Here is a 25,933-nt window from a genome sequence, read left to right on the forward strand (position 1 = left end):
GCCGATCAGGAATGACGGCGTCCCGTTGCCGCGACCGGCGCCGACGAAGTAGAACCAGACATGCTGCTCGAAGCCGGTCGGATCGATCGAGCCAGGCGACGCCGACGGAGCACCGCGAGAGCGGTCCCGTCCCACGGAGGGAGACACGATGAGCAGGACCACGAGGACGGACGCGCAGTCGCCTGCGACGCACGATGCCGACAGCCACGACATGATCCGCGTGCACGGCGCCCGCGAGAACAATCTCAAGGACGTCAGCATCGAGATCCCCAAGCGGCGGCTGACGGTGTTCACCGGTGTCTCCGGCTCGGGCAAGAGCTCCCTGGTGTTCGACACGATCGCCGCGGAGTCGAAACGGCTGATCAACGAGACGTACAGCGCCTTTTTGCAGGGCTTCATGCCGACGATGGCGCGGCCCGAGGTGGACGTACTCGACGGGTTGACGACCGCGATCACCGTCGACCAGCAGCGGATGGGCGGGGACCCGCGCTCCACGGTCGGTACCGCCACCGATGCCAACGCGATGCTGCGCATCCTCTTCAGCCGGCTCGGAAAGCCCCACATCGGCCCGCCCAGCGCGTACTCGTTCAACACCGCCTCGGTCCGGGCGAGCGGCGGCATCACCGTCGAGCGCGGTGCCGACAAGACCAAGACCGTGAAGGCGACCTTCAACCGCACCGGCGGTATGTGCACGCGCTGCGAGGGCCGGGGCAAGGTCTCCGACATCGACCTCACCCAGCTCTACGACGACTCCAAGTCGCTCGCCGAGGGCGCGTTCACCATCCCCGGCTGGAAGTCGGACAGCCAGTGGACCGTGGGGCTCTACGCCCAGTCGGGATTCCTCGACCCGAACAAGCCGATCCGCAGTTTCACCAAGAAGGAGATGCAGGCCTTCCTCTACGGCGAGCCGACCAAGGTGAAGGTCAACGGCGTCAACCTCACCTACGAGGGGCTGATCCCCAAGATCCAGAAGTCGTTCCTGTCCAAGGACAAGGAAGCGATGCAGCCGCACATCCGGGCGTTCGTGGAGCGGGCGGTCACCTTCGCCACCTGTCCCGAGTGCGACGGCACTCGGCTGACCGAGGGCGCCCGGTCCTCGAAGATCAACCGGAAGAGCATCGCCGACGCCTGCGCGATGGAGATCAGAGACCTGGCCGAGTGGGTCCGCGGCGTCAAGGAGCCGTCGGTGGCGCCGCTGCTCACCGCGCTCCAGCAGACCCTCGACTCGTTCGTGCAGATCGGTCTCGGCTACCTCTCGCTCGACCGGGCGTCGGGCACGCTGTCCGGCGGCGAGGCCCAGCGCGTCAAGATGATCCGCCACCTCGGCTCATCGCTCACCGATGTCACGTACGTCTTCGACGAGCCGACCGCGGGCCTGCACCCGCATGACATCCAGCGGATGAACAACCTGCTGCTGCAGTTGCGGGACAAGGGCAACACCGTGCTCGTCGTCGAGCACAAGCCGGAAGTGATCGCGATCGCCGACCATGTGGTCGACCTCGGCCCCGGCGCCGGCACGGCGGGCGGCACCGTCTGCTTCGAGGGCACCGTCGAGGGGCTGAAGGCCGGTGACACCATCACCGGCCGCCACCTCGACGACCGGGCCTCCCTCAAGGAGGAGGTCCGCAAGTCCACCGGTGCACTGGAAATCCGCGGCGCGACGGCGAACAACCTGCGGGACGTGGACGTCGACATCCCGCTCGGGGTGCTCAGCGTCATCACCGGCGTCGCGGGCTCCGGCAAGAGCTCGCTCGTGCACGGGTCGGTCCCCACCGACGAGGGTGTGGTGTCGATCGACCAGAGCCCGATCCGCGGCTCACGGCGCAGCAACCCGGCGACGTACACCGGGCTGCTCGACCCGATCCGCAAGGCGTTCGCCAAGGCCAACGACGTGAAGCCCGCGCTGTTCAGCGCCAACTCCGAGGGTGCCTGCCCCACCTGCAACGGCGCCGGCGTCATCTACAGCGACCTGGGGATCATGGCCGGCACCTCCACCACCTGCGAGGACTGCGGCGGCAAGCGGTTCGACGCGTCGGTGCTCGAGTACCGCCTCGGCGGGCGGGACATCAGCGAGGTGCTCGCGATGCCGGTGACCGAGGCCGAGGAGTTCTTCGGCTCCGGCGAGGCGGCCACGCCCGCCGCGCACAGGATCCTCCAGCGGCTCTCCGACGTCGGACTCGGCTATCTCACCATCGGCCAGCCGCTCACCACACTGTCCGGCGGCGAGCGGCAGCGGCTCAAGCTGGCCACCCACATGGGAGACAAGGGCGGTGTCTACGTACTGGACGAGCCGACCACCGGCCTCCACCTCGCCGATGTCGAGCAGCTGCTCGGTCTGCTCGACCGGCTCGTCGACTCCGGCAAGTCGGTCATCGTCATCGAGCACCACCAGGCGGTCATGGCACACGCGGACTGGATCATCGACCTCGGTCCCGGCGCCGGCCACGACGGGGGAAAGATCGTCTTCGAGGGCACTCCCGCGGACCTCGTCGCCGACCGCTCCACCCTCACCGGCGAGCACCTGGCGGCGTACGTCGGCGCCTGATCGCCTATCTTGACGCGTATGCAGTCCTACACGATCGGCCAGGCAGCGAGGCTGCTCGGAGTGAGTCCGGACACCGCTCGGCGGTGGGCGGACGCGGGCCGGGTGGCCACGCACCGGGACGAGGGCGGGCGGCGCCTCGTCGACGGGCGGGACCTGGCCGCCTTCTCCGTCGAGCTGGCCAAGAGCGGCGGAGGCGACGAGGACGTCTCGTACACCTCCGTCCGCAATGCATTCCCCGGCATCGTCACCGCGGTGAAGCTCGGCGATGTAGCCGCCCAGGTCGAGATCCAGGCCGGTCCGCACCGGCTGGTGTCGTTGCTGACCCGGGAGGCCGTGGAGGAGCTGGGTCTTGAGGTCGGGGTGGAGGCCACCGCCCGGGTGAAGTCGACGAACGTACACATCGACCGCGCCTGAGGGAACGGGGGTGGCCTCCGCCGGTCACATCTCGACCGGGAGGGCGGTCAGTTGGTGGCCGAGCACCGGTGCGCGGTCACTTGGTGGCTGCGTGTCGGTGCGCGGTCACTCGGCGGCCGAATCGGTGCGCGGTCGCTTGGCGGGCCGAGTACCGGTGCACGGTCATTTGGTGACCGAATACGAGTGTGCGCCCGTTCCCGCCAGGGCGCCGCCGTCCACGATCAGGTACTCGTCGCGGATGGGGCGGCCGGTCAGCCACGACTCCAGGATCTCCCGGGTGCCCGCCGCGTAGCGGGCCTGGGCGGAGAGGGAGGAGCCGGAGATGTGCGGGGTCATGCCGTGGTGCGGCATGGTCCGCCAGGGGTGGTCGGGCGGGGCGGGCTGCGGGTACCAGACGTCGCCCGCGTAGCCCGCCAACTGGCCGCTGCGCAGCGCCCGGTCCACGGCGTCCCGGTCAGCGATCTTCGCCCGCGCGGTGTTGATGAGATACGCGCCGCGCTTCATCTGGGCCAACAACTTGTCGCCGAACAGCCCTTCCGTCTCCGGGTGCAGCGGCGCGTTGATGGTGACGACGTCGCAGTGCGGCACCATGTCGGCGGCCGACTCGTGGAAGGTCAGGCCCAGTTCCCGCTCCACGTCCTCGGGCAGGCGGTGGCGGTCGGTGTAGTGCAGCTTCACGTCGAAGGGCGCGAGTCGGCGCAGCACGGCGAGCCCGATGCGCCCGGCGGCGACCGTACCGACGTGCATGCCCTCCAGATCGTACGAACGGGCCACGCAGTCGGCGATGTTCCAGCCGCCGTCGAGCACCACCTGGTGGGACGGCAGGTAGTTGCGGACGAGGGACAGCGTCATCATCACCACGTGTTCGGCGACGCTGATGCTGTTGCAGTACGTCACCTCAGCGACCGTCACGCCGTGCGCGATGGCGGCGTCGAGGTCGACGTGGTCGGAGCCGATGCCCGCGGTGATCGCCAGTTTGAGGTTCTTCGCGGCGGCGACACGTTCCGGGGTCAGATACGCCGGCCAGAACGGCTGGGAGATCACCACCTCCGCGTCGGGCAGCTCACGGTCGAAGACCGAGCCGTCGCCGTCCTTGTCGGAGGTGACGACCAGGGTGTGCCCGGCGGCCTCCAGGAAGCGGCGCAGGCCGAGTTCACCGGAGACGCTGCCGAGCAGGTGCCCCGGTGTGAAGTCGACCTCGGACGGGGTCGGGGCGCTCTGACCGCCGGGGTAGTGGTCGATCACGGGGAGGTCGTCACGGGCGTACGAGGTCGGGTATCCGTCGGTGGGGTCGTCGTACAGGACGCAGAGCACCTTGGCCATGTCGCAGCTCCTCGACTCCGGGGTGCGGGAGTTCGGCTCAACTCCCGTGCGGGAAGGTGGAATTCACGATCCTCCGGGTCGAATGCGCTGGTCAAAGCGAACTTCGCTATGCCCGTATAGCCGACGGCTATCAACCCGTATCCGCGGTTTCCAGGTACGTCCGCAGCCGCTCGTCCAGTGCCTCCCGTACGCCCGCCTCCCGCGCCACCGCCACCAGCGCCGCGGCCAGTACGGAGGGAGGGTCGTCCGGGCCGGTCACCAGTCCCACCCTCGGTCCATGGGCGGGCCCCTCCAGGGGCACCACCCGCATCCCCTCCGGTACGCCGAACATGTGCAGCCACGCGTGCGAGATCACGCTGGACCAGCGGCCGCCGGGGAGGTGCGCGTACAGCCCCGCCACGCTGTCCGACTCGATCGCGGGGGCGGCCGTGGCGCCGTCGGCCGCGAAGCACTCGTCGATGATGCGGCGGTTGCGCATGCGCGGGCCGAGCAGACAGAGCGGGAGGGCGGCGGCCTGGGCCCAGCGGGCCGTGGAGGCCGCGGCGAGCGGGCCGTCGGTGGGGGTGAGCAGGACGTACCGCTCCTCGTACAGCGGCAGTCGGCGCATCGAGTCGTCGTCGAGGTACGTCATCGCCGCGTCCAGCTCGAACTCGGCGAGCCCGTGGGTGATGTCGGCCGACGACAGGGACTCGATGCTGACGCGGGCGCGCGGGTGGCGGTCGCAGAAGGGGGTCGTCAGCAGGGAGGCGGCAGGCAGCGCCGTGGGGACCACCCCGAGGCGGAGCGTGCCCGTGAGGCCGTCGCCCAGGGCGGACAACTCCTGGCGGAGGGCGTCGCGTTCGGCGAGCATGCGGTGCGCCCAGGCCAGGACCACCTCGCCCTCCGGGGTGAGGCCCTCGTACCGTCTCCCCCGCCGCACGATCGGGACGTGCAGTTCGTGTTCGAGGCGGCGGATCGCGGCGGACAGCGACGGCTGGGAGACAAAGCAGGCGGCCGCCGCGCGGGCGAAGTGGCGTTCGCGGGCGAGGGCGACCAGGTATTCCAGCTGGCGCAGTTGCATGCGTGACCTCCGCGGGAGGGGGCTGCGCGCCCGGGGTGCCGGTGTGCCGACGTACAGCATGGGCCGGGCTGCGCGCGTCCGGGGAGGCCGACCCCTGGCGGCGGCCTCCGGGAGGCCGACCGCGGGCGGCGGGGCTCCGGGAAGCCGACCGCGTCGGCTGGTGTCACGTGCCGGCCGGTGTCACCGTCCACGGGGTGTAGCCGCCGTCCACGCGGATCGTGTCGATGCCGCTGATGTGCCGGGCGCCGCAGCGGTCCTGGGGCAGGACGAGTTGGGGTCCCTCCCGGTCGAGCGGGGTGTCGTCGATGCCGACCGCGAGCAGGACCGGCGCGCGGCCGAAGTCGGGGTCGATCTCGGCCCAGGACAGCAGCGCGTGGTGGCCGTCCCCGCTGGACACGGCGATGAGGAAGCGCAGCCTGTCCTTGCGGCGGTCGGGGTCGAAGGCGGGGCCGGCGGCCGTCAGCACGTCGTGCAGGAGCGGTCCGGTGAAGCGGTGGTGCCGGATACCGCTGGTGGCGCACTCGAAGCTGACCTCGGCCTCGCGCTGCGGCCAGGCGAGCAGATCGGGCACCGTCAGCCGGGCCGGGCGGGCCAGATCACCGGCGAGCACCAGTTCCGCCACGGGACCGGCGGCTGTACGGGCAGCTGCGAGGGACTGGCTCACGGGCTACCACCTCCCGCATGACCGTACCCGGACACCCACCTCGCACAAACGCACTTGCCACCCCTACGGATGGCAACTCCGGCTGATGCTAAGCACAGAGGGGTTTCCCCTTGCATTTGCTGCACGATCGACGGCGTACGTACGCCTGCCGTGCCCCCGGCCGGCCGTCGTCAGGCGTCTTCGGGTTCCAGCTCGAACGTGAAGTAGATGCTCAGCGTGTAGGGCTCGTCCTCGTCGTACGCGAAGTCCCATGAGACATCCAGCAGGAAGACCTGGTTCTCCCCCACCCACTCCTGGGCTTTCCCGAAGGCTTCCGCGGCGGTTGTGGCCGGGAACAGCTTCCTGGCTATGGGATGCACCTGGCTCTCGGCATCCGTGTCGTCGAAACCCTCCGGAACATCGAGGCAGAGATTGGGATCGAGCTCCATGGACTGCGCCCTTTCAGTCGGCTCCAAGTACGCGTGGACAGAGGCTCATCCTGATCCTGATCCTGACCATGATCTTGATCTTGATCCTGATCCTCCGAACACGACGCCGGGAAGGACGCCCGCGCACCGGGAAGGGTTGCTTCGCAGGGCGCCGGTGATATGGCCCAAGTCACAACGAGCCGCGGTATCGAGAGGAGGAGTTGGAGCGTCCTCTCCCCCACGGGGATCATGCGCCGTCCTGCGGACGAAGCCGACGGACGTGCGGCCGGTAGCACTACGCCACAACGCATGGTCGGAGACAGGGGGAACCGACGTTGCGCCGCGGATACAAGTGGGTGGACCGCGAACTGTCCCGGATGGACCCGGAGACCGATTGGGAGCGGATGGTCTCGCTCTATGTCGGCCACCGCGTCCCGGAGTTCGCCCTGGCGATGATGATCTATCCGGGCACCATGCGCATGATGCAGCCGAGTTTCGGATCCGCCACACTGGCCCACACCTCGAAGTTGGAGAGGCGGCCCCACCGGCGTTTCCAGGACGGCAACGACTTCCTGATGGCCTGGATGGTGGACGGCTTGTCCAGTACGGCGGGCCGCGGGGCCGCCGCGCGGCTGAACCGTATCCACCTGGCCATCGCCCGGGGAACCCCGCACTTACCCGGCAACTTCGACGACACCGACGACTTCGTCTATCCACTGGTGCTGCTGGCCACGTTCGGCGACCGTCTCCAGACCTCGCTGGGCCTGCCCGGCACCAGCGAACCCATGAAGACCGCCTGGCACCGATGGGCGGAGGCGCTCTTCCTCCTCCTGGAACGCGAGTCCGGCCCACTGTCCGACGAGGCCTTCCCCAAGGACTGGGACGCGATGATCGCGTTCGCCGTCGAGTTCGAGTCCAGGCCGTACGAGCCGACGGAGTCCGGCCATCGTGTGGCGACCGCGATGATGGAATTCTTCGCGGAGCGCTGGTTCCCCGCCCCCTTCCGGGCGTTCGGCAGCGATCTGACCCGCTACCTCGCGGGCGAGCGGGTCTGCCGGCTCCATCGCATCGGCTGGATCAGCCCCCGCCGCGAGCGTCTCGTACGCGCCTTCCTGAAGTCCGCGTTCCGCGCCCAGCACCTGCTGCCCGACTTCCGCACACCGCTCCCGGAACGCCTCCGACGGAACCGGCGCACCGACGCACAGCTCACGGAGCTTGAGCGGTAGTTCTCGACCGCGTCATCGGAATGCTCGGCAATCAGGGTTGGTGGGTGACGGTGACTTGGACGGTCAGGGTGCCTTTGTTGTCGTGGACGCATCGGTCGGCGATGTCGTTGATGGCCAGTTGCAGGGTGCCTTCGTCGGCTGCTGTGAAGGTCAGTTTCCGTCCGGCGGAGTGGAGGGGAGGATTCTGTTGGCCGGTGAGGCGGGCCAGGAGGGTGCCGAACGGTGCCGCGGGTTTGATCTTGCAGTCCTTGGCGCCGGCGAGTGACTGGTCGATGGCGGTGGTGTAGCCGGCCGGGCCGGTCATGGGGATGTTGACGTGGTCGACGGTCCACTGGCCCGAGAGGAAGCGGACGGTGACCTTGTCGCCTTGTTGGATGGTCATCCCTCGCACTGGCTGCCAGCCGGTGGTGGATTTCACGGCCTGCCGGGTGGTCGTGGTGACCGGGTCCTTCGTCAGGGGCAGGACTCCGGTGAGGAACAGGCTCCCGGCAACGCCCGCCGCCAGTACGGCCGTTGCGGCCAGGGTCCAGCCCAGCCGCTTCGCGCCGCGGGAGCGGGAGCTGGAGGAGGGCTGGGGCGTGGGCCGGAGTGAGGTGGTGTGCGTGGCTGTCTGCCCGCTCCGCCCGCTGTGTCCTGCGGGGGCCGGGTGTCGGCGGCCGCTGGTGAGGGTGTCCGCGTCGGCCAGCTGGGGCCCGGGCGCAGGCGTGGGCGTGGGCGTGGGCGTGGGTGTGGGCCGGGTCGTGTGTCCGGTGGGTGAGGGCAGCAGTGGTCCGGGGTCCGTGTGGCCGGTCGCGATGTGGTGCAGTGCCTGGCGGGTGTGGGTGGTGGTGGGGCGTTCGTGGGGGGACTTGCGCAGCAGGGCTTCGATGACCGGGCGCAGCGGGCCGAGCCGTTCGCTGAGGGTGGGTTCGGCGTAGGCGACGGCGTGCAGGGTGGCGGGGCGGGCGGGTCTGCGGAAGGGGGACTGGCCGCCGCAGACGGTGGCCAGGGTGGCGCCGAGGGACCAGAGGTCGGAGGCGGGGCCGACCTCGGCTCCCATCACCCGCTCGGGGGCCATGAATTCCAGGGAGCCGATCAGTTCGCCGGTGGTGGTCAGGAACTCGCCGTCGTCCAGGACCGCGATGCCGAAGTCGGTCAGGACGGCGTTGCCGTCGCGGCGCAGCAGGACGTTGGCGGGTTTGACGTCGCGGTGCAGGGTGCCGGCGGCGTGCACCGCCACCAGTGCGTCGAGCAACTGTAGTCCCAGCGTGGCGGTGTGCTGCGCGGTGAGCGGTCCGTGTTCGGTGAGGTGCTGGGCCAGGGAGGGGCCCTCGATGAGTTCCATGACGATCCACAGCCGGTCCTGGGATTCGGCCAGGTCGTGGACGCCCACCACGTGCGGGTGCGGTACCCGTGCGACCGCGCGTGCCTCGCGGACCGCACGGCGCAGCCGGATGCGGTGTTCCTCGTCGCCGTGGGTGAGGATGTGGAGTTCCTTGACGGCGACCGGGCGGTCCAGCAGCTGGTCGTGGGCGCGCCAGACGGTGCCCATGCCGCCTTGGCCGAGGATGTCGTGGAGCAGGTACCGGCCGGCGACCAGCCGTCCCGAGCCGCGTCCCGAGCCGCGTCCCGAACGTGTCCCCGCCTGGTGATCGCCATCTCCGGACAACACGCGCTCTCACATTTCCTTCCCGGCGATGTCAATGCCCACCGGCCGTCATTCACTCGAACGGGGGCGAGCATAGCGGAGCGCCTCGCGCCCCAGAGGCCGGTCCGAGGCATTTGCAATCGGCCAACGAGCAATTCCACCGGGGCGTCGATCCGGGGATTGAGCCGTGCGTTGAGCCGTGCGTTGAACCGGTAGATGGTCCGGGGGTTGAACCGCGAGATGGTCCGGGAGATGAACCGCGAGTTGGTCGGGGCCGACCCGCCGGAATTCGTCACCGCCGGACGCACCGGCGCTACAAGAGGTACTGCCACTTGGTCATGCGGTCCTTCAGGTCGATGGTCGGCCCGTCAAGAGTGAAGGTTCCGTCTCCGCGGTGGTGGAACAGCTGTGGTTGCGGCTGCGAGGGGTCGGTCCACGCCCTGACGGGTTCGAGAACGAAGAGGCTGTAGGGCGCGACGAGGCTGGTGTCGGCGACCCTGCACTCGATGTTGGCGAAGCATTCGGCCACGAGCGGTGCCTGGACCTGCTCACCGGGCACGGCGGTCAGGTCGAACTCCTCGAACTTGTCCACGTCGGCGCCCGAGCAGTTGCCGATGTCGACCACGGTTGCGGCCATGTCAGCCGTCGGGACCGAGACGACGCACTCGCCGGTCTCGACCAGCGCCCGGTATCTGTGGTCCCAGGGACCGATCGTGCACGCGATCAGCGGCGGGGCGTGGCGCACCATCATGTTGAACCCGTTGGTCATCACGTTCGGGATGCCGCGATGCCTGGTGGTGACCAGGATGACGGGGCCGGGTTCGATGAGTCGGTGAACCTGGTGCAGGGGGTGGGACTGAAGGGCCACACCCAGGAACGTGGGTCCTGCCGCACCCGGGCACCTGGTCCTGCTACGCCCCGGAGCCTGGTCCTGCCGCACCCAGGAACAACGTCAGCTCGGTGACTGGGCCTGCTCCGGCGCGGCGGCCCGCGCCTGCTTCGGCTCGACCGCCATGGCCCTCAGCGTCTCGAAGGCGGCGGCCGTCGGGCCGGCCGGTTCGGCCTGGTAGACGACCAGTTGCTGATGCGGAGCCCCGTTGACCGTGAAAGCCGCGAACTTGATGTTCAGGTCTCCGACCTCGGGATGCTTGAGATGCTTGCCCTCCTGGGACTTGCCCTTGACCTCGTGCATCTTCCAGAGACCGGCGAACTCCTCGCTCTGGGCGGACAGTTCCGCGACGACCTCGGCGATACGGGCCGATTCGGGATCGTGGCCGTAGGCGGCCCTGATCTCGGCGACGCAGGAGTGCGCGGCCCGCTCCCATTCCTGGTAGAACTCGCGCCCTGCCGGGTCGACGAACACCATGCGGGCGAGGTTGTCGAACTGGTCGAATCCGCTGTGGAGAGCCGTGGCGAGGGAGTTGGCCGCCATGATGTCGAGGGCCGGGCCAACCACGAAGGCCGGGGTGTGCTCCCATCCGTCCATCAGCTGCAACAGTTGCCGGCTGACCTCCGCCTCGCCCCAGCCGCGCGGGCGCTGCGAGGCGGTGAGGCAGAGGCGGTTGAGATGGTCGGCGGCCTCCGCGTCCAGTTTCAGCGCGACGGCCACTGCCTCGACCACCTGCGCGGAGGGGCTGCTTTCACGCCCCTGTTCCAGCCTGATGTAGTAGTCGGAGCTGACTCCTGCGAGTAGCGCGACTTCCTCTCTGCGCAGTCCCGGCACCCGACGTCGCCCGTATTCGGGGAGACCGACATCGTGCGGCTTGAGGGCTTCTCGACGGGCTCTGAGGAAATCACCCAAAGGTGTCCCATTGCTCATGCGGCAAGCCTAGATGGTTTCCGGCCGACCAGAAGTCCAGGTTGTGCAATATGACACCAGGCGACAAGAACGTATACGCAGAGTAGCCGTGGGGCGGAGTGCATCCCGCAATCCTGGGTGTAACGCACCCACCGTCCGCGCACCATTTCCGGGCGTTCTCCGCCTAGCCTCGAAAGCATGGACAACGACACGCGCCCCGACCTGGTTGAAGGGCTGGGTCAGTTTCTCCGCTCCCGCAGGGAACGCCTCACCCCCGCGGCCGCGGGACTGCCCGGCGCCGGCCGACGCAGGGTGCCCGGACTGCGGCGCGACGAGGTCGCGACCCTTGCGGGTGTCAGCCTGAGCTACTACAGCCGGCTGGAGCAGGGCCGTGAACTGAGCCCCTCGCCGCGGGTTCTGGAGGCCATGGCCCGCGTGCTGCATCTCGGGGAGGAGGACAAGCGGGAACTGTTCCGGCTGGGCCGGCCGGCCACCCGCCGCACGAAGTCCCCTTTCCGGGTCGAGCGTGTCCGCCCGCACCTGCGGCAACTGATCGAGGGCTGGACCAGGACACCGGCCTTCATCATCGGCCACGCCCAGGACCTACTGGCCACCAACGCACTGGCCGACGCCCTCTACGGAGACTTCGCGCAGCACGACAACGTACTGCGCATGCTCTTCCTGGACCCCGCGGCGAAGACCTTCTACCGGAACGCGGACCGGGCCAAGAACCGCGCGGTCGCCGACCTTCAGCAGACCGCCGCGAGCACCCCCGAGGATCCCCGCATCCTGGAGCTCGTCGGTGAACTGTCCGTGCGCAGCGCCGAGTTCCGCTCCCTGTAAGCACGCGAGTACACCCGGGTCCCGCCGTACGAGGTCAAGCAGATGTACCACTCGGGCGTGGGAGAACTGGAGTTGAGGCACGAGGCCCTCAACATCCGCAGCGCTCCGGGGCAGCAGTTGGTGATCCTCCAGGCGGAGCCTGGTTCTCCCTCCGAGGATCGCCTGTCCCTGCTGGGTTCCATCAGCGCGCGCGAGGTACCTCACCAGCAGAATCCCTCGCACGGCACCTGAGCCGAGTTCATCCCCCGGACGTACCGCGGAAAGCACTGAAGGCCACGCAGTTCGCTGCGTGGCCTTCAGTGCTTCGCCCGCGTGTTCACCCCGCCTTCCTAGGTATGGGACTCCCAGGAAAAGCACGGCCTTCATCGCGCCATGACCGACGGGCAGACTCGAATACGTCAACAGGAAATCCCCGAAAAGGGGAAACGACGAAAGAGGTTTTTCAAATGGCTACGTGGTTTGTCACCGGCGCTTCCCGCGGAATCGGTGCTGAAATCGCCCGGGCCGCCCTGGCGGGCGGAAACGATGTCGTGGTCGCCGTACGGAACCCGGAGCGTGTGCCGGCCGATCTCAAGGATTCCGACCACGTCTTCGCGGTCGCCCTGGACGTCACGGACAACGACAGCATCCCGCAGGCGGTCGACGCCGCCGTGGAGCGGTTCGGCGGCATCGACGTCCTGGTGAACAACGCGGGCCGCGGCCTGCTCGGCGCGTTGGAGGAGATCACCGACGCGGAGGCCCGGTCGCTGTTCGACCTCAACGTCTTCGGCCTGATCAACGTCACCCGCGCCGTGCTGCCCGTCATGCGCAGGCAGGGCTCGGGCAAGCTCGTGCACATCGGCTCCCGTTCGGGCTTCGAGGGCGAGCCCGGTGTCAGCCTGTACTGCGCGTCGAAGTTCGCGGTCGCCGGTATCAGCGAAGCGCTCTCGGCCGAGATGGCCCCGTTCGGAATCCAGTCGGTGGTCGTCGAGCCGGGTGTCTTCCGCACCGACTTCCTCGACTCCAGCTCGCTCTCCGTGGCCGCGAACCGTATCGCCGACTACGACGACACCCCCGCGCACGTGACGCTGGACTGGATCGACCGGGCCAACCACGCGCAGCTCGGCGACCCGGTCAAGGGCGCCGCCCTCATCGTCGAGGTCGCGTCCGCCGAGAAGCTGCCCACGCACCTCTACCTGGGCCGCGACACCCTTGAGCGGCTCGACGTCAAGTACCAGCAGGTGCAGGACGATCTCGCCCCGTGGCGCGAGAAGTCCGCCGCCACCGGGCACGACGACGCCGCCTGACCCACGGCCGCCTCTCCCCACCCTCCGAGCCCTCCCTATCAAAGAGCTCCACCCCTCCCGATCAAACAGATTGAGGTTTTGTGATGTCTGCTGCTCTGCTCACGGGCACTCCCCTGGCCGGTCGTGTCGCCGTCGTCTCCGGCGCCTCCAGCGGCATGGGTGCCGTCACCGCCGAACGCCTCGCCGAACTGGGCGCCACCGTGGTCGTACTGGCCCGGCGCAAGGAGCGCCTCGACAGCCTGGTCAAGAACATCGAGGCCGCCGGCGGCACCGCGTTCGCCCTGGCCGTCGACGTCACCGACCGCGCCGCCGTCCAGACCGCCGCCGACCAGGTCGCCGCCCGCTTCGGCAAGGCCGACCTCGTGTTCAACAACGCCGGTGTCCAACTCATCTCCGGCATCGAGGAGTTGAAGGTCGACGACTGGCAGCGCCAGATCGACCTCAACATCAGCGGTCTGATGAACGTAATCGCCGCGTTCCTCCCCCACCTGACGGACTCCGCCGCCCAGGGCAGGCCCGCCGACCTGATCAACACCTCCTCCATCGCGGCCACCCGCATCCTGGCGAAGTTCTCCATCTACTCCGGCACCAAGGCGTACATCAGCCACCTCACCCGGCTGCTCCGCGTCGAACTCGGTCCCAAGATGGTCCGCGTCGCCACCGTCGAGCCCGGCATGGTCGACACCGAGCTGCCCGACCACGTCACCGACCCCGACGCGTCCAAGCTGATGGCCGACCTGATCCACGACATCGACGTCCTCCAGAGCGCCGACGTCGCCGAGACCGTCGCCTTCATGGCCGCCGTACCGCGTCACGTCAACCTCACCGAGATCACCATCCTGCCCACCGCCCAGGTCGTCTGAGGTCCGGCCCGTCATGGCGGGGGAGGAACGGCCGAGCGCTGTTCCTCCCCCGCCATGACGCGTCGGCGGACATGACGGCCCGCACGGCCGAGCGACTCCCGGGCCCTGGTGCCCGCAGCGTCTGAGCTCCGGGCCATGCGCGTATTGGTCTTGGAGGACGATCCCGAGCTGGGCCCCGTCGTCGCTACTCAGCTGCGTGGTGCACCCCCGGCACCTACCGCGTCGTCCTGACCGGCACCGCGGCAGGCCGCTTGCCCGCGTTCCGCATCGCCGGGTCCCGCGAAACGACCCAAGCGAGCCGATCACCCCCAGCCTGGCGGGACACCCGCTATGCGGCCTTCGCCGGTCGGCAGCGAGGTTGGGCGCTGGGCGCCAAAGCCTGGGGAAACAGCTTCGTGATCGGCGCGGGTGAGGTCCATCCGCATTGCCCGGAACACCAGTTGGCCAATCTCAGGGGCAGCCACGACGGCGCGGCTGGCCTTCGCCCTGACCGCACAGGCCGACAGTCAGTAGCCGGTAACCGGTGGGCGACAGTCGGTAGCCCGTAACCGGTACAGCCTCTGAGCCTCCTCAAGTCGCTTTGCACTCATGGGACATGACAGCGAGGCTGATCCCCATGACAGGAATCATGGGACTGAGCAAGAAGAACAACTTCGTGCTGGCCATCCGGGACGCGGACGTGGTCGCGGCGGCCCTGCGCCAGGCGCTGGCCGAGGCCTCGCCGGAGGAGCGCCCGGGCCTGGAACGCGCCGCCGCACTCGTCGAGTCCACCGCCGCCGCCACCGAGAGCCAGCTGCGCGCCCGCTGGGTACGCTCCCGGCTGACCGACGTCGGCTTCACCGGGGACATCACCTCGGTCTCGGCGGTGAAGGCACTGCGTCAGGCCGAGCCGCAACTGAGCCTGCTGGCGGCGGTGCAGCTGCAGAAGGACGCGGCGGCCCACCCGGAGTGATCCGGCAGCCCCCGAACACGCGGGGAGCGGGGGCTGCCGGAGGCGTCGTACCGCTCAGGACGTGAGGTAGCAGGACTTGCTCACACCCGGCAGCGGATCGGTGCCGAATGCCGCGGTCGTGCAGCCGGAGCCGCCGGTGAACGACTTGTACACGAAGCTGCCCCGCGCTCCGTAGGCGACGGTTCGCTGGCCGCCGAAGGCGCACGTGCCCGCTTCGGCGGAGCAGGCCGTGGCATAGCCGGCCGGGCCGCCGGTGGCCGTGTAACAGGCCTTCGACTCCCCCGAGATCGGGTCGCCGAACGTGGCGTCGGTGCACGGGGTGTCACCGGTCGCCGTGACGGTGGCGAACGCGCCGAAGGCTCCATACATCACCGGCTGTCCGGCGGCGGCCGGGCAAGTGCCGTTCTGGTCCGCGCACTTGGTCCAGCCACCGGGCGGTCCCCCGGCCGGCGGCAGGTAGCAGGACTTGGCCACGCCGTCGATGGGATCGCCGAAGTGGGCGTTGCTGCAGGCGACGGAACCGTTGGTGACCTGGTGGGCGAAGTTGCCGTTGGCGCCGTACGCCACGTCGCGGTTGTAGCCGGGAACGGAGCAGTTGGCGCCCTCGGCCGCGCAGACGGTGTAGCCGGGCGGGCCGCCCGCGTCGGCGACGTAGCAGGACTTGACGAGATCCGACGCCGGGTCGCCGCCGAAGGAGGTGTTGGTGCACGCGGTGCTGCCGTTCGCCGTCTTGTACCTGTACGTTCCGGCCCCGTAGGCCACCGCGCGGGTGCCGCTGAAGGAGCACGTACCGCCCTCGCCCGCACAGCGGGTGAAGCCCGCGCGCAGGGCGCCGGTACCCGGCTCGGCGGGCGGAGCGGGATTGCCCAGTCCGGTGGCGGTCACGGTGTAGCCGCCCGGGGCGACACCGGTGAGGTAGACATAGGTGTCGTCCTGGCTGCCGCCGGTGATGCCGGAGGTGGGCGTGAAGGTTCCGTTGCGCCAGACGACGTTGCCGTTCACGGAAACGGAGACGTTGTCGCCGCCGAACTTCGGGACACCGATACGGCCGGTGGTACCGGCCGGGCTGGTGAGGTGCGCCGAGTAGGTGCCGGCGGCGGGGTCGCGGGACCAGGACGCGTTGAGGGCGCCCTGCGGCATGGTGATGCGGCCCTCGGCGCTGGTCAGATCGCCGGGGTGCGGGACGAAGCGGTACGCGCCGGTCGCCGACTCCGGCGCGGTGCCGAGCACGTCGAAGGTGAGCGTGGAGGTCGGCGCGCTGGACCAGCCATGGGCCAGGCTCATGAACGAACCGCCGTAGGCGAGGCCGCCGTCGGCCCTGATGCCCTCCCAGAACGTGCTCCTGGTGCCGATGTCGCTGTTCAGCATGTGGCCCCAGGTACGGCGGATCTGGTTCAGGGCGCCGTGGTCGTCATTGGCGGTGAATCGGGCGTTCAGCTCCATGCCGCCCACGAAGGGCGAGACGTTGCCGCCCCACTCGGGAGTGGTCGGACCGTAGGTGCCCCAGCGTGTGCCGAGCCCCGCGATGACACTCTTCGCCTTGGCCGTGGAGTCGGTGAGTCCGTACCAGACGGCGAGCGAGTTGCCGTCCTGCGGGTACAGGCCGCTGGTCGGGTTGTCCTTGTACATCCCCTTCGAGGGGTCCCACAGACGGGAGTTGGCCGCGGTCTTGAGGGCGGCGGCCCTGCTGTTCCAGCTCGCGGCGAGCGCGCTGTCGCCCTCCACCGTGGCCAGGGTGGCGCCGCCTCTGAGCGCGGCGTACAGCAGTGCGTTGGCGGAGATGTTCTCGCCGCCCTGGCCGGAACGGGCCCAGTCCTGTGTGCGGGTGACATTGAGCAGGTTGCTGCCGCCGATCTTGTTGATGATGAAGGCCATCCCACGCTTGTAGTCGGCCCATTGGGAGTCCAGCCACGCCCGGTCGGCCGTGTACGTGTAGTACGTCGACGTGCCCAGCAAGGTCCAGGTGTGATAGGTGTCCGAGCCCTTGAGGTTGAACGGCGGCCCCGACCAGGGGATTTCACCCTCCGCGGACTGCGCGTCGAACATCGTGGTGAGCGCGTTGCGGGTCGAGGTGAGGTCGCCCGAGTACGCGTACTGGCTGGGTACGGCGATGCCCAGGTCGCCGGGCCACACCGTACGGTCGCGCTTGGCCCCGTCGACCAGGATGGAGTCACCCACGCCGACGGTTGCGCCGTTGTCCCACTCCGAGGCCGGCGGGGGCCAGGCGCGGCCCTGGTTCGAGGCGATCGTGTTGAGCTGCACGGTGTACGCCCCGGCGTACCAGATGCGGTTGAGCAGTTCGTCGTTGGAGTGGAAGTAGTTGGCGTAGTCGGCCGGGTTGCTCTTCCCCGGAGCCGCCGTGAAGTCGAGACTCACGCCCTTGAGGTCCACCCATCCCGAGGTGTCGAGGAAGACGGTGAGGTAGCGGAAGCCGCCCCGCTGTTTCGCGGTGGGCACGGTGTACGTGCCGTTGGCGGAGGCCGTGGCGTAGAGGGCCCCGTCCTCCCCGTCGCGGCCGCTGCTCCGGTCGCTGTTGTTGCCCACGTACAGGGACGACTCGCTGAAGGCCAGGCCGACGCGTTGGCCGGCGCTGCTGACACTCCCGAAAGACAACGTTGTCACACCACCGACTTCCTTGCCGAAGTCGAGGGTGATGGCCGACTGTGAGCCGGAGATCCTCGTCGACTGTCCGCTGAGGACGTTCTGCGGGTTCGCGACACTGCCCGACGTTTTGTGGACGGCGGTCGGCTTGAGGGTGCGTGACGTCGGCGAGTAGTTCAGGGGGTCAACGGCCGCTCGGGGTGCGACAGTTGGGGCATCCGCCGTCGCCGGGGACGCGGGAGCGGATGCGTCGGCGGACGGCGCGGGAGCCACGGCCAGCACGGAGGCCGCGACCATGGCGAGGCCGACCAGGTGCCCCGGCAAGGGCGTTCGGTGGAGCAGGAGACGGCGGCGCCGCATGGATACCTCCCGGATCGGTTCCGAAACAAGCTGCCTGAATCGATTCAAATCGATCGCCCACGAAGGCCTGGGACTCATGGAACGGTGGGTCTGCGAGGCGCCTCGCCGAAGTTGCACCGATGATGGGCGCCCGTAAATGGACTGTCAACCCATCACACCCCTCCTGAACTCCACTGAAAATGCCGCCTCTTGAGGCATTGACAGGGACTCGCCAAAACGATTCACTCCCCGGGGACAGGTATGGACCACTGCTGGATTTTCTGGGCGGCGGGGTGGGGCGTACGACGGCACTGGTGGTTTCCGGTGCCTCGGCGAGGGCTTCGCCGTGTCGCCGCCCCTGTCCAGTGGTACGGGGCCGGTGGCGGCCCCGCCCCCGACCGGACGGCGTACCGACCGGACGGCGTACCCAGGCCTGTGCCCTCGGAGCGCTCACCGTCGGCGCGGGCTGACGCGCGGCTGGCGCGCGGGCTGACGAACGGAGCTGGAAGCTCACGGCACCCAGGCCCTCGGCACGGGTGGGCGCAGGCGCTCGGGCCGTCGATGCCGCTCGCCGCGCGCCGGTCGGGGACTGGCCGCGTGCTGATCGAACCGCGGCCAGGTCGGGGACCGTCGCCGGACGTGCCGCCGCAATGCAAACGCATACGAACCGGCGCGCAAGGTGGGTGCCATACACCTGGGTAAACGGCGGCCTGGTTCCGTTCCGTGGCCGCGACCAGGCTGGCCGTAGGGCAGCCGCAGGGAGCTGCCGACCCCGCCTCGGCCGGCGCGAACGCGCTCGACGCAATCCACAGGCCGACGGACCCACTCACCTGAGGAGCAGGCGATGAGCGACACCGACACGGACACCGTCAACTGGAACAGCAAGGCCTTCGACGAGATCCTCTCGAACGACGCGGGACGTCCCGTCCTGTTCACCAACGCCCGGGTCCTGACCATGGATCCGCTGATCGGGACCATGACGGGCGCCGACGTCCTGCTCGTGGGCGCCCTGCTCGTGGGCGTGGGCCCCGGCATCATCACCGCGGCACAGGACGACAACGCCATCGTCGTCGACTGCACGGGCATGACCGTCGTACCGGCCGTCGTGGACACCGTCGCCCTGGTCGGCGGACGCGGCCACCGCTCGGAGTACGTCGCGACGCTGACGCCTGGGAACGTCGGCGACCTGCTTGTCGTGCCCGACGAGCTCGCCGCCGACGTGCCGAGTGCGCAGGCCACACTCCTGACCCGCCCGGACCAGGTCCGCGCCCTGGTCGCGGGCGGCAAGCCCGTTCTGTGGGCCGGCGCCGACGCCCCCGACCGCCCCACCGCGCCCGAGGCGGGCATCCCGGCCGCCGGGGACATGACCGGCAGCCCGCGCGTCGGCGTCTGGATCGACAAGAACGACTTCCTGCACCAGGAACTCACCGCCGACGGCCGCTACGACGAGACCCGGGGCGGCCGCCCGCACGCCTACCAGGGCCGGTACTGGGTCGACGGCGACCGCATCGACTACCTCGACGACCTCGGCTTCTGGGCCTTCGGTGAGTTCCAGGGCGAGGAGCTGCATCACGCGGGGTACGCCATGCGACTGGGCTGACGCCCAACGCCGGTACGGGCCTTGCCCGTACCGGCGTTGACCTGTTCTGGCCCTGACCCGTACCGGCGTCGACCCGTACCAGCGTTGACCCGTACGGGCGTTGAACAAACCAGTGAGCTCCAGCCCCCGTTCGCCATCAGGCGGAGGGGCTGGAGCTCTCGCTTGTCCGCGACGGAGCCACGTCGGGCTCCGCCAGGTTTCACAGGTCGCGCCGGCGGCCGGTCAGGGCAGGTAGAGAGAGCAGCGTGCCCACGACCAGCAGTACGGCGACGGCGCGGAGGATGCCGCCGAAGCCCTGCCCGGACAGGGCACCGGCCAGTTGCGGGCCCAGGCTGGCACCGAGGAACATGCTGCAGGCGTAGAGGGCGACACCCGCGCCCCGGGCATGGGACGCCATGGCGTGAACGATCTCGACGACGGCGGGAGCGGCCATCGCCACCGCTGCCACGAACACGAGCAACACCAGCGCGAGGACGCGGACATCGCCGCCCGGCGCGGAGCCCGCCGCGACCGCTCCGGCCGCCACGAACATCGCCAGTACGACGCGCACCGGCGCTGCCAGGCGATGCAGGACAGAGGTGAGGAGCGGTACGGCCACGAGGGCGGGCAGGGCGCTGGCCCGCAGGGCGAGCAGGGCGGCGTTGTCGCCCGCGACGCCAGGGGGCCCGGCGACGACGACCGCGGTGTAGACGGCCACGAAGGAAGCCATGACAGTGGCCGTCGCGAGGTACAGGGCGACGAGGCGAGGCTTGCGCAGGAGACGAGGTACCGCGACGAAGGCCTGGAGCAGACTGGGGCCGGAGTCCAGTGCCGCCGTGGGGCGCAGGATGTGCAGGACCGGCCAGAGGCTGAGTGCCATGAGGGCGGCGCTGAGGACGAAGACCATCCGCCAGCCGAGTCCGGCCGCGACGATCTGAGCGCCGATCTGCATGAGCACGGCCGAGGCCAGCATCCCGCTGGTGACGCAGGTGAGGGCGATGCCTCGGCGGTGGGGCGCGAGGTGGCCTGCGATGTACGAGAACGCCGAGGGCGCGAACGTCGCCGCGGTGAGCCCTTGCACGATGCGCAGCGCGACGGCCCAGGTGAGACTGGGAGCGGCGCTCACTGCCAGTGTGGTGACGGTTGTCCCCACCAGCCCGCCAGTGATCACCGTCCGGGGACCGTAGCGGTCGGACAGCGGTCCGGCGATCAGGAACCCCGCCGCATAGGCGAACCCGAACGCGGTGGCGGTCCACGTCGTCTGTGTCGGAGTGGTGGCCAGGGAGCCGGCCATGAGGGCCGGCATGGCGAGCACGGTGTACATCTGGCCGACGACGAGGACGCCGAGGGTGGTCAGCAGAGCCACGGTGGAGGCGGTACGGCTGCCGGTCGGCGCTGGTGGGTCCGTCGCGAGCCGATCTACTGCAAGCCGATCCACTGCGAGCCGGTCCGATGCTTCGGGTGACGCGGACCGGTCTGCCGCGGTGGGCGATGGGGATCGGCGGAGGATGGTGAGGCGGGACATGGGGACTCCGGTTGTGCGCACACGTCAGTGGCGCTGATTTCTGGGTGTTGGTGCGGGTGTTGGTGCGAGTGATGGTGCTGGTGGCGAGTGTCGGGCCGTGTCCGACGGGGCGCTGCCCGGCTCGGCCGAGCCGGGCAGCGCCCCCGAACTCCGGTCAGCCGGCCGGTGTGTTGAGCACGTACGTACGGGACGCGCTGACCTCGCTGCGCAGTGCGGGCAGGTCCACGTCGAGGACCTGGCCGTTCCACTTGCGGGGCTCGCCGCCCACCAGGACGCCGGTGATGTTGCGGGCGTCTGAGCCCAACACCAGTGTGCCGATGGGGTCGTTGAGGGGCATGTTGTTGAGGTCCTCGGCCTGGACGACCAGCAGGTCGGCCTTCTTCCCGGGCGTGAGCGAACCGGTGACGTCGCCGAGGCCGTTGGTCCGCGCGCCCTGGAGAGTGGCGAAGTCCAGGACGTCGTGCGTGGTGATGCGGGAGAGATCGCCGCCCGTGCCGTAGGCGGCGTTGACCGCGCGCATCCGCTGGATCGCGAGCAGGGCCCGCATCTGGGTGAACATGTCGCTGGCCAGGGCGACTTCGACGTCGATGCTCAGACCGGGGCGGATGCCGACGGCGAGCGCCTCGTCCACGGCGGGGATGGCTGTCTCCAGCCCGATCTGCGCGTCCGAGGTGGGCGCGAGGGCGACCGTGGTGCCCGACTCCCCCATCACCTTCCATGCCTCGGAGGTCAGACCGGTGGCGTGGATCAGGGTGACATCGGGGCCGAGGATTCCGTGCTCGGCCCAGGACAGTACAGCCTCGGACGAGGCCGTACCGAAGACTGCGTCGACGCTGACGCCGATGCCCAAGTCGGCTGCGGTACGGGCGAGTTCGGGGCCGTACGCGAGGACGGGTCCTGCGATCTCGTCGGTGGCCAGCGTCGCCATGCGGAGCGTGAGCAACTGGTCGTCGCTGCTGAAGTACTGGTCCTTGAGGCGGGTCAGGTCGGCCGGCCACTGGCGGTCCCACTCCCCGAAGTGCGGCCCCATCGAGGCGTGCACCCCGCGGATACCGGTGTCCCGCAGCGCTTCGATCGCCGCGTCGGAGTGCTCGCGGGTACGGGAGTTGTGGGAGAAGTCGAGCATGGTGGTGATGCCGCTGTCGATCGCGGTCAGCGCCGCCAGCTTGGTGCCGACGTACATGTCCTGCGGGCGGTAGACGGTGGCGTATCCGGCGAGCGTGGACATCACATAGCCGCCGAGGTCGTCGACGTCGGGCATGATCCGGCGCAGCTGGGCCTCCCAGGCGTGCCGGTGGGTGTCGACGAAACCGGGAGCCAGGATCGTGCCGGAGGCATCCACGACCACCGCGCCCTCCCCGGCCTCCGCGGTCAGGTCCGGCCCGATCGCGGCGATGGCGTCGCCCTCGATGAGCAGGTCGCTGTCGTGCAGGACGCCCAGTTCCGGGTCCATCGTGACGATGGTGGCGCCGGTGAACAGGATCCGCCGACGCGGGTCGGCGGACTGGCGTCGCAGTTGTTCGAGAAGACGGGCGCTGGTGGTGTCGTCGGTGCTCATGGCGGGCCCCTTTCGGGTGGCTCTTCGCAGGCGCCGCGGGAGGCGCCGAGTCTGGGCCGAGTGGCTTCTGGTCCAAGACTCGATCCACGCCCGCACGGCAACCAGGCCGCCGTTTCCCTAGGTGCGACGCACCCAGGACAGCCCGCGACGACAGGGCGGCCCCCACCGCCAAGAGACGTGGCGATCGACCGCCGGGCCGGACCGAGAGCACCTATGCCCTCAGCGCGGGGCCACCCTGGACGCTTCTCCTCAGCGCCGGGCCACACCGGGCGCTTCGCCTCAGCGCCGAGCCACACCGCGCGCACCGCCCTCCGCACCGGGCCACCCCGGACGCACCACCCTCGGCGCCGAACTACGCCGCGCGCACTGCCCTCGGCACACCCCCGACAACGCACACACCAACGGCACTCTCGGCACACCCCCGAGAACGCACGCGCCCTGACACCTCAGCCTTCAGAGGCGAGGCGGTCCAGCCACTCCCTCAGCAAGTGCTGCTCCGCGCCGCTGAGAGTCGTCTGCTCGGGCAGCGTGGCGCGCAGGGCGCGGGCGGCACCGGCCGGGCCCGTGTCCTGCACGGCCGGCTTCTGGTTGGTCACCGCGGCGACCATGGACTCCCGAAGAGTGGTCAACAGGGCCGGGTTGCGCCGGTCTTCGGGCAGGGACAGCCAGGTGAGCACGGCGCCGCGTGCCGTGGCGTGGATGAGCGTGGCCGCTAGTTCCTCGTCGACGCGGAGCCGGCCACCGGCCGCCAGGCGGCGGACACGACCCATCAGGATCTCCATGCCGGCCCTGAAGGCGGGCGATGTGGCCCTCGTGGGCTCGCTGTACATCAGTGTGTACAGCGCGGGGTTGGCCAGACCGAACTCGACCGCCAGGTCCCAGCCGTCCCGGAGGTCCTCGATGAGGTCCTGCGGGTCCGGGTCGACGTGCTTCGCCGCGAGAAACGTGGCGAAGCCATGCTCGGCCACCGCTTCGAGCAGCCCCTCCTTGTCACCGAACAGTCGGTAGATGGCAGGTGGTTGCAACCCTGCCGCAACCGCGACCGCGCGGGTGGTGACGGCGTCACGGCCCTCGCGCGCCAGCAGATCGGCGGCGGCCTCGATGACGCGTTGCCGGGTCTGCCCACGGCCGACAGCTGCGGAGTCGGAACCGGAATCGGAATCGACGGCGGCAGCACCGACCGTGGCGCGCGAACGTGATGGCATATATCAACGATACCGCATGCACGTTTCCAGCGTTAATATCAGTGATACGCTCAACTCGTTTCCACTGGAACCAGACCGCTGGAGCACAACATGATCATCGTGACCGGAGCCACCGGACAGCTCGGACGCCAGACCGTCGAACGGCTGCTGACCCGCGTACCAGCGGATCAGGTCGGCGTCAGCGTCCGCGACCCACAGAAGGCGCAGGCGCTCGCCGACCAGGGGATACGGGTGCGGCAAGGCAGCTTCACAGACGCCGCGAGCCTCGCCCACGCCTTCGAGGGCGCCTCCCAGGTGCTCATCGTTTCCGTCGACAAGATGGGCGAAGAAGCCGTGCGGCAGCACCGCGCCGCGATCGACGGTGCCGTCGCGGCCGGCGCCCGCCGCATCCTCTACACCAGCCACATGGGCGCCAGTGCCTCGTCGCGCTTCCAGCCCTGCCGCGACCACGCCGCCACCGAGGACGCGCTGCGCACCTCCGGCGTAGCGTTCACCTCACTGCGCAACGGCTTCTACGCCACCAGTGCGGTGCAGTTCCTCGGTCACGCCATGCGCTCCGGCGACGTTGCGCTCCCCGCGGACGGACCCGTCAGCTGGACCGCACACGCCGACCTCGCCGACGCCGCCGCCGTCATCCTGGCCGACGACGGCCGCTTCGACGGCCCCACTCCCCCGCTCACCGCGGCACAGGCGTTGACCTTCGACGACATCGCACGCATCGCCACCGACGTCACCGGCCGCACCATCACAAGGAGCACCGCACCGGACGACCGGTTCCGGCAGCAGCTGATGGGCCGCGGCGTCCCCGCCGAGGCGGCGGACCAGCTGCTGGGCCTCTTCGCGGCGAGCCGCGCCGGTGAATTCGCCGCCGTCGACCCGACACTGGCCACCCTGCTCGGCCGCGAACCCACCACCCTGGGCACGGTCCTGCGCAAGGAACTGCCCGACAACGACGGGCACTGACCGGCCAGGACGGACACCGACCGACCAACCGATCAGGCACATGGACCGGTATCCGCCGAGGCCAAGGCTCAACCTTGCGCGGGCGGCACCGGAAAGAGCAGGCAGCTACTGGTGGCGTGGGCGAGCAGACGGTCCTTCGCGTCGACCAACTGCGCCTGGGCGAGGGCGGTTTGACGGCCCTGGTTGACGATCGTACCGATGGCTCGCACCCGGCCCGTGTCCACGGTGATCCGCCGCAGGAACTTCACCGTCAGGTCGAGCGAGGTGTACGCCATGCCCTGCGGGAGGGTGGACTGGACGGCGCAACCCGCCGCCGAGTCGAGCAGGGTGGCGAAGATTCCGCCGTGCACGCTGCCGATCGGGTTGTAGTGCTCCTCCCCCGGCATCAGGGAGAAGACCGCCCTGCCGGGCTCCACCTCGTCCAAGGCGAAGTCCATGCTGCAGCCGATGGGCGGCGCCGGCAGTCGCCCCGCCTGCACCTCGCGCAGGAAGTCGATACCGGCCATGCGCCCGGCGGCCTCCGCCAGGATCGCTGGGTCTTCCCATTCATACGTTCGTGTTCGTCCCACGATCCAGCGCCTTCCCGTCTGACTTTTGCAAACGAAGCTAGCTTCCGGCTCACCTGACTGTCAATGACGAAGCCAGGCCCTTAGGATGGCGAGATGGAGTGGCTTGAGGCGAGCACGGAGAACTGCCCCATCCAGCGGACGCTCGACGTGGTCGGGGAGAAATGGACGCTGCTGATCCTGCGTGACGCCGTCAACGGCGTCCGCCGCTTCGACGACTTCCACCGCCACATCGGCCTGTCGGAGGCCGTCCTCAGCGACCGCCTGCGGAAGCTGGTCTCGACCGGGATCCTCAAGACCGTCCCCTACCAGGAGGCGGGCAGCCGCTCCCGCAACGAGTACCGGCTGACCCGCAAGGGCTGGGACCTGTGGCCCGTCCTGATGGCACTGAGCCAGTGGGGCGAGACCCACGCCCTCGACGCCGAGGGCCCCGTACTGGACGTCCGCCACACCGACTGCGACGCTCCGGTCCGCGTCGTCGTGGAGTGCTCCACGGAACACTCCACGCTCACCCCCAGGGAAGTCACCGCCCGACTGGGACCCGGCGCCCGCCTCCGCTCCTGAACCCCGGGCCCGCTCGGGATGGTTC

22 protein-coding genes and 1 pseudogene are annotated in these 25,933 nt (G+C 69.6%); 11 read left to right on the forward strand and 12 right to left on the reverse strand.

Annotated elements, in window-relative coordinates:
• Nucleotides 1–148: 148 nt before the first annotated feature.
• Together JEQ17_RS09675 and JEQ17_RS09680 are read left to right on the forward strand one after the other, a co-directional pair.
• The gene (locus JEQ17_RS09675) at nt 149–2,545 is read left to right on the forward strand and encodes an ATP-binding cassette domain-containing protein (protein WP_200394847.1); all 2,397 of its coding nucleotides are present in this window, start codon (nt 149–151) and stop codon (nt 2,543–2,545) included.
• An 18-nt stretch (nt 2,546–2,563) separates the two neighbouring features.
• A complete protein-coding gene (locus tag JEQ17_RS09680) occupies nt 2,564–2,959 on the forward strand; it encodes a TOBE domain-containing protein (RefSeq protein ID WP_200394848.1) in 396 nt (131 codons plus the stop codon).
• Nucleotides 2,960–3,121: 162 nt separating this feature from the next.
• Here the strand turns inward: JEQ17_RS09680 and JEQ17_RS09685 are convergent, their stop codons facing one another.
• The 4 genes from JEQ17_RS09685 to JEQ17_RS09700 all read right to left on the reverse strand — a co-directional run bounded on the left by JEQ17_RS09685 (nt 3,122) and on the right by JEQ17_RS09700 (nt 6,434).
• The gene (locus JEQ17_RS09685; protein ID WP_200394849.1) at nt 3,122–4,282 is read right to left on the reverse strand and encodes an NAD-dependent formate dehydrogenase; all 1,161 of its coding nucleotides are present in this window, start codon (nt 4,280–4,282) and stop codon (nt 3,122–3,124) included.
• A 130-nt stretch (nt 4,283–4,412) separates the two neighbouring features.
• On the reverse strand, nt 4,413–5,342 hold the full coding sequence (locus tag JEQ17_RS09690; RefSeq protein ID WP_200394850.1) for a LysR family transcriptional regulator: 930 nt from the start codon (nt 5,340–5,342) through the stop codon (nt 4,413–4,415).
• Nucleotides 5,343–5,505: 163 nt separating this feature from the next.
• Complete coding sequence (locus JEQ17_RS09695) at nt 5,506–6,006, reverse strand: molybdopterin-dependent oxidoreductase (RefSeq protein ID WP_200394851.1); 501 nt, start codon at nt 6,004–6,006, stop codon at nt 5,506–5,508.
• A gap of 170 nt (nt 6,007–6,176) precedes the next feature.
• Nucleotides 6,177–6,434 (reverse strand): hypothetical protein, encoded by a 258-nt coding sequence (locus JEQ17_RS09700; RefSeq protein ID WP_200394852.1) that lies wholly within the window; start codon nt 6,432–6,434, stop codon nt 6,177–6,179.
• 314 nt (nt 6,435–6,748) lie between these two features.
• Here JEQ17_RS09700 and JEQ17_RS09705 point away from each other — a divergent pair, with 314 nt between their 5' ends.
• Complete coding sequence (locus tag JEQ17_RS09705) at nt 6,749–7,639, forward strand: oxygenase MpaB family protein (protein ID WP_200394853.1); 891 nt, start codon at nt 6,749–6,751, stop codon at nt 7,637–7,639.
• Between the two features lie 31 nt (nt 7,640–7,670).
• Here JEQ17_RS09705 and JEQ17_RS09710 read toward each other — a convergent pair whose 3' ends face one another.
• From JEQ17_RS09710 to JEQ17_RS09720, 3 genes are all read right to left on the reverse strand, one after another.
• Nucleotides 7,671–9,290, reverse strand: coding sequence for a serine/threonine-protein kinase (locus tag JEQ17_RS09710; protein WP_200394854.1), 1,620 nt, complete (start codon nt 9,288–9,290; stop codon nt 7,671–7,673).
• Nucleotides 9,291–9,579: 289 nt separating this feature from the next.
• Nucleotides 9,580–10,134 (reverse strand): flavin reductase family protein, encoded by a 555-nt coding sequence (locus tag JEQ17_RS09715; RefSeq protein WP_234048133.1) that lies wholly within the window; start codon nt 10,132–10,134, stop codon nt 9,580–9,582.
• Nucleotides 10,135–10,218: 84 nt separating this feature from the next.
• Complete coding sequence (locus JEQ17_RS09720; protein ID WP_200394855.1) at nt 10,219–11,085, reverse strand: helix-turn-helix transcriptional regulator; 867 nt, start codon at nt 11,083–11,085, stop codon at nt 10,219–10,221.
• Nucleotides 11,086–11,262: 177 nt separating this feature from the next.
• Between JEQ17_RS09720 and JEQ17_RS09725 the strand changes: the two are divergent.
• The 5 genes and pseudogenes from JEQ17_RS09725 (at nt 11,263) to JEQ17_RS09745 (ending at nt 15,008) form a co-directional block, all read left to right on the forward strand.
• Nucleotides 11,263–12,138, forward strand: a pseudogene (locus JEQ17_RS09725) (helix-turn-helix transcriptional regulator).
• A 215-nt stretch (nt 12,139–12,353) separates the two neighbouring features.
• A complete protein-coding gene (locus JEQ17_RS09730) occupies nt 12,354–13,193 on the forward strand; it encodes an SDR family NAD(P)-dependent oxidoreductase (protein WP_200394856.1) in 840 nt (279 codons plus the stop codon).
• Between the two features lie 80 nt (nt 13,194–13,273).
• Complete coding sequence (locus tag JEQ17_RS09735) at nt 13,274–14,056, forward strand: SDR family oxidoreductase (protein WP_200394857.1); 783 nt, start codon at nt 13,274–13,276, stop codon at nt 14,054–14,056.
• A gap of 251 nt (nt 14,057–14,307) precedes the next feature.
• Nucleotides 14,308–14,604: a glycoside hydrolase family 9 protein gene (locus JEQ17_RS49945; protein WP_234048134.1), complete on the forward strand. Its 297-nt coding sequence runs from the start codon at nt 14,308–14,310 to the stop codon at nt 14,602–14,604.
• A gap of 68 nt (nt 14,605–14,672) precedes the next feature.
• The gene (locus tag JEQ17_RS09745; protein ID WP_200394858.1) at nt 14,673–15,008 is read left to right on the forward strand and encodes a hypothetical protein; all 336 of its coding nucleotides are present in this window, start codon (nt 14,673–14,675) and stop codon (nt 15,006–15,008) included.
• Nucleotides 15,009–15,062: 54 nt separating this feature from the next.
• On the opposite strand, the gene JEQ17_RS09750 is transcribed toward JEQ17_RS09745, so the two are convergent.
• Nucleotides 15,063–17,969, reverse strand: a complete 2,907-nt coding sequence (locus JEQ17_RS09750) for an alpha-L-rhamnosidase-related protein (RefSeq protein WP_234048135.1) — start codon at nt 17,967–17,969, stop codon at nt 15,063–15,065.
• An 823-nt stretch (nt 17,970–18,792) separates the two neighbouring features.
• Between JEQ17_RS09750 and JEQ17_RS09755 the strand changes: the two genes are divergently transcribed.
• Nucleotides 18,793–19,548 (forward strand): Atu4866 domain-containing protein, encoded by a 756-nt coding sequence (locus JEQ17_RS09755; protein ID WP_200394859.1) that lies wholly within the window; start codon nt 18,793–18,795, stop codon nt 19,546–19,548.
• A gap of 199 nt (nt 19,549–19,747) precedes the next feature.
• On the opposite strand, the gene JEQ17_RS09760 is transcribed toward JEQ17_RS09755, so the two are convergent.
• The 3 genes from JEQ17_RS09760 to JEQ17_RS09770 all read right to left on the reverse strand — a co-directional run bounded on the left by JEQ17_RS09760 (nt 19,748) and on the right by JEQ17_RS09770 (nt 23,815).
• Entirely contained in the window at nt 19,748–20,893 is a 1,146-nt protein-coding gene (locus JEQ17_RS09760; protein WP_234048136.1) for an MFS transporter, read from the reverse strand.
• Between the two features lie 313 nt (nt 20,894–21,206).
• A complete protein-coding gene (locus tag JEQ17_RS09765; protein WP_200394861.1) occupies nt 21,207–22,610 on the reverse strand; it encodes an amidohydrolase family protein in 1,404 nt (467 codons plus the stop codon).
• 446 nt (nt 22,611–23,056) lie between these two features.
• Nucleotides 23,057–23,815: a TetR/AcrR family transcriptional regulator gene (locus JEQ17_RS09770; protein WP_200394862.1), complete on the reverse strand. Its 759-nt coding sequence runs from the start codon at nt 23,813–23,815 to the stop codon at nt 23,057–23,059.
• A gap of 90 nt (nt 23,816–23,905) precedes the next feature.
• Here JEQ17_RS09770 and JEQ17_RS09775 point away from each other — a divergent pair, with 90 nt between their 5' ends.
• Nucleotides 23,906–24,778 (forward strand): SDR family oxidoreductase, encoded by an 873-nt coding sequence (locus tag JEQ17_RS09775; protein ID WP_200394863.1) that lies wholly within the window; start codon nt 23,906–23,908, stop codon nt 24,776–24,778.
• 68 nt (nt 24,779–24,846) lie between these two features.
• Here the strand turns inward: JEQ17_RS09775 and JEQ17_RS09780 are convergent, their stop codons facing one another.
• Nucleotides 24,847–25,347, reverse strand: a complete 501-nt coding sequence (locus JEQ17_RS09780; RefSeq protein WP_200394864.1) for a PaaI family thioesterase — start codon at nt 25,345–25,347, stop codon at nt 24,847–24,849.
• Between the two features lie 93 nt (nt 25,348–25,440).
• Between JEQ17_RS09780 and JEQ17_RS09785 the strand changes: the two genes are divergently transcribed.
• A complete protein-coding gene (locus JEQ17_RS09785; RefSeq protein WP_200394865.1) occupies nt 25,441–25,908 on the forward strand; it encodes a winged helix-turn-helix transcriptional regulator in 468 nt (155 codons plus the stop codon).
• The last annotated feature ends 25 nt before the right edge of the window (nt 25,909–25,933 follow it).

This window comes from Streptomyces liliifuscus, from assembly GCF_016598615.1.
Classification (GTDB): Bacteria; Actinomycetota; Actinomycetes; order Streptomycetales; family Streptomycetaceae; genus Streptomyces; species Streptomyces liliifuscus.

Excerpts from the sequence above, each read along its gene's own strand:
- JEQ17_RS09750 (WP_234048135.1), bottom strand. The coding sequence starts at position 17,969 with ATGCGGCGCCGCCGTCTCCTGCTCCACCGAACGCCCTTGCCGGGGCAC.
- JEQ17_RS09765 (WP_200394861.1), bottom strand. The coding sequence starts at position 22,610 with ATGAGCACCGACGACACCACCAGCGCCCGTCTTCTCGAACAACTGCGA.
- JEQ17_RS09680 (WP_200394848.1), top strand. The coding sequence starts at position 2,564 with ATGCAGTCCTACACGATCGGCCAGGCAGCGAGGCTGCTCGGAGTGAGT.
- JEQ17_RS09720 (WP_200394855.1), bottom strand. The coding sequence starts at position 11,085 with ATGAGCAATGGGACACCTTTGGGTGATTTCCTCAGAGCCCGTCGAGAA.
- JEQ17_RS09690 (WP_200394850.1), bottom strand. The coding sequence starts at position 5,342 with ATGCAACTGCGCCAGCTGGAATACCTGGTCGCCCTCGCCCGCGAACGC.
- JEQ17_RS09745 (WP_200394858.1), top strand. The coding sequence starts at position 14,673 with ATGACAGGAATCATGGGACTGAGCAAGAAGAACAACTTCGTGCTGGCC.
- JEQ17_RS09755 (WP_200394859.1), top strand. The coding sequence starts at position 18,793 with ATGAGCGACACCGACACGGACACCGTCAACTGGAACAGCAAGGCCTTC.
- JEQ17_RS09785 (WP_200394865.1), top strand. The coding sequence starts at position 25,441 with ATGGAGTGGCTTGAGGCGAGCACGGAGAACTGCCCCATCCAGCGGACG.
- JEQ17_RS09685 (WP_200394849.1), bottom strand. The coding sequence starts at position 4,282 with ATGGCCAAGGTGCTCTGCGTCCTGTACGACGACCCCACCGACGGATAC.
- JEQ17_RS09700 (WP_200394852.1), bottom strand. The coding sequence starts at position 6,434 with ATGGAGCTCGATCCCAATCTCTGCCTCGATGTTCCGGAGGGTTTCGAC.
- JEQ17_RS09775 (WP_200394863.1), top strand. The coding sequence starts at position 23,906 with ATGATCATCGTGACCGGAGCCACCGGACAGCTCGGACGCCAGACCGTC.
- JEQ17_RS09730 (WP_200394856.1), top strand. The coding sequence starts at position 12,354 with ATGGCTACGTGGTTTGTCACCGGCGCTTCCCGCGGAATCGGTGCTGAA.
- JEQ17_RS09770 (WP_200394862.1), bottom strand. The coding sequence starts at position 23,815 with ATGCCATCACGTTCGCGCGCCACGGTCGGTGCTGCCGCCGTCGATTCC.
- JEQ17_RS09675 (WP_200394847.1), top strand. The coding sequence starts at position 149 with ATGAGCAGGACCACGAGGACGGACGCGCAGTCGCCTGCGACGCACGAT.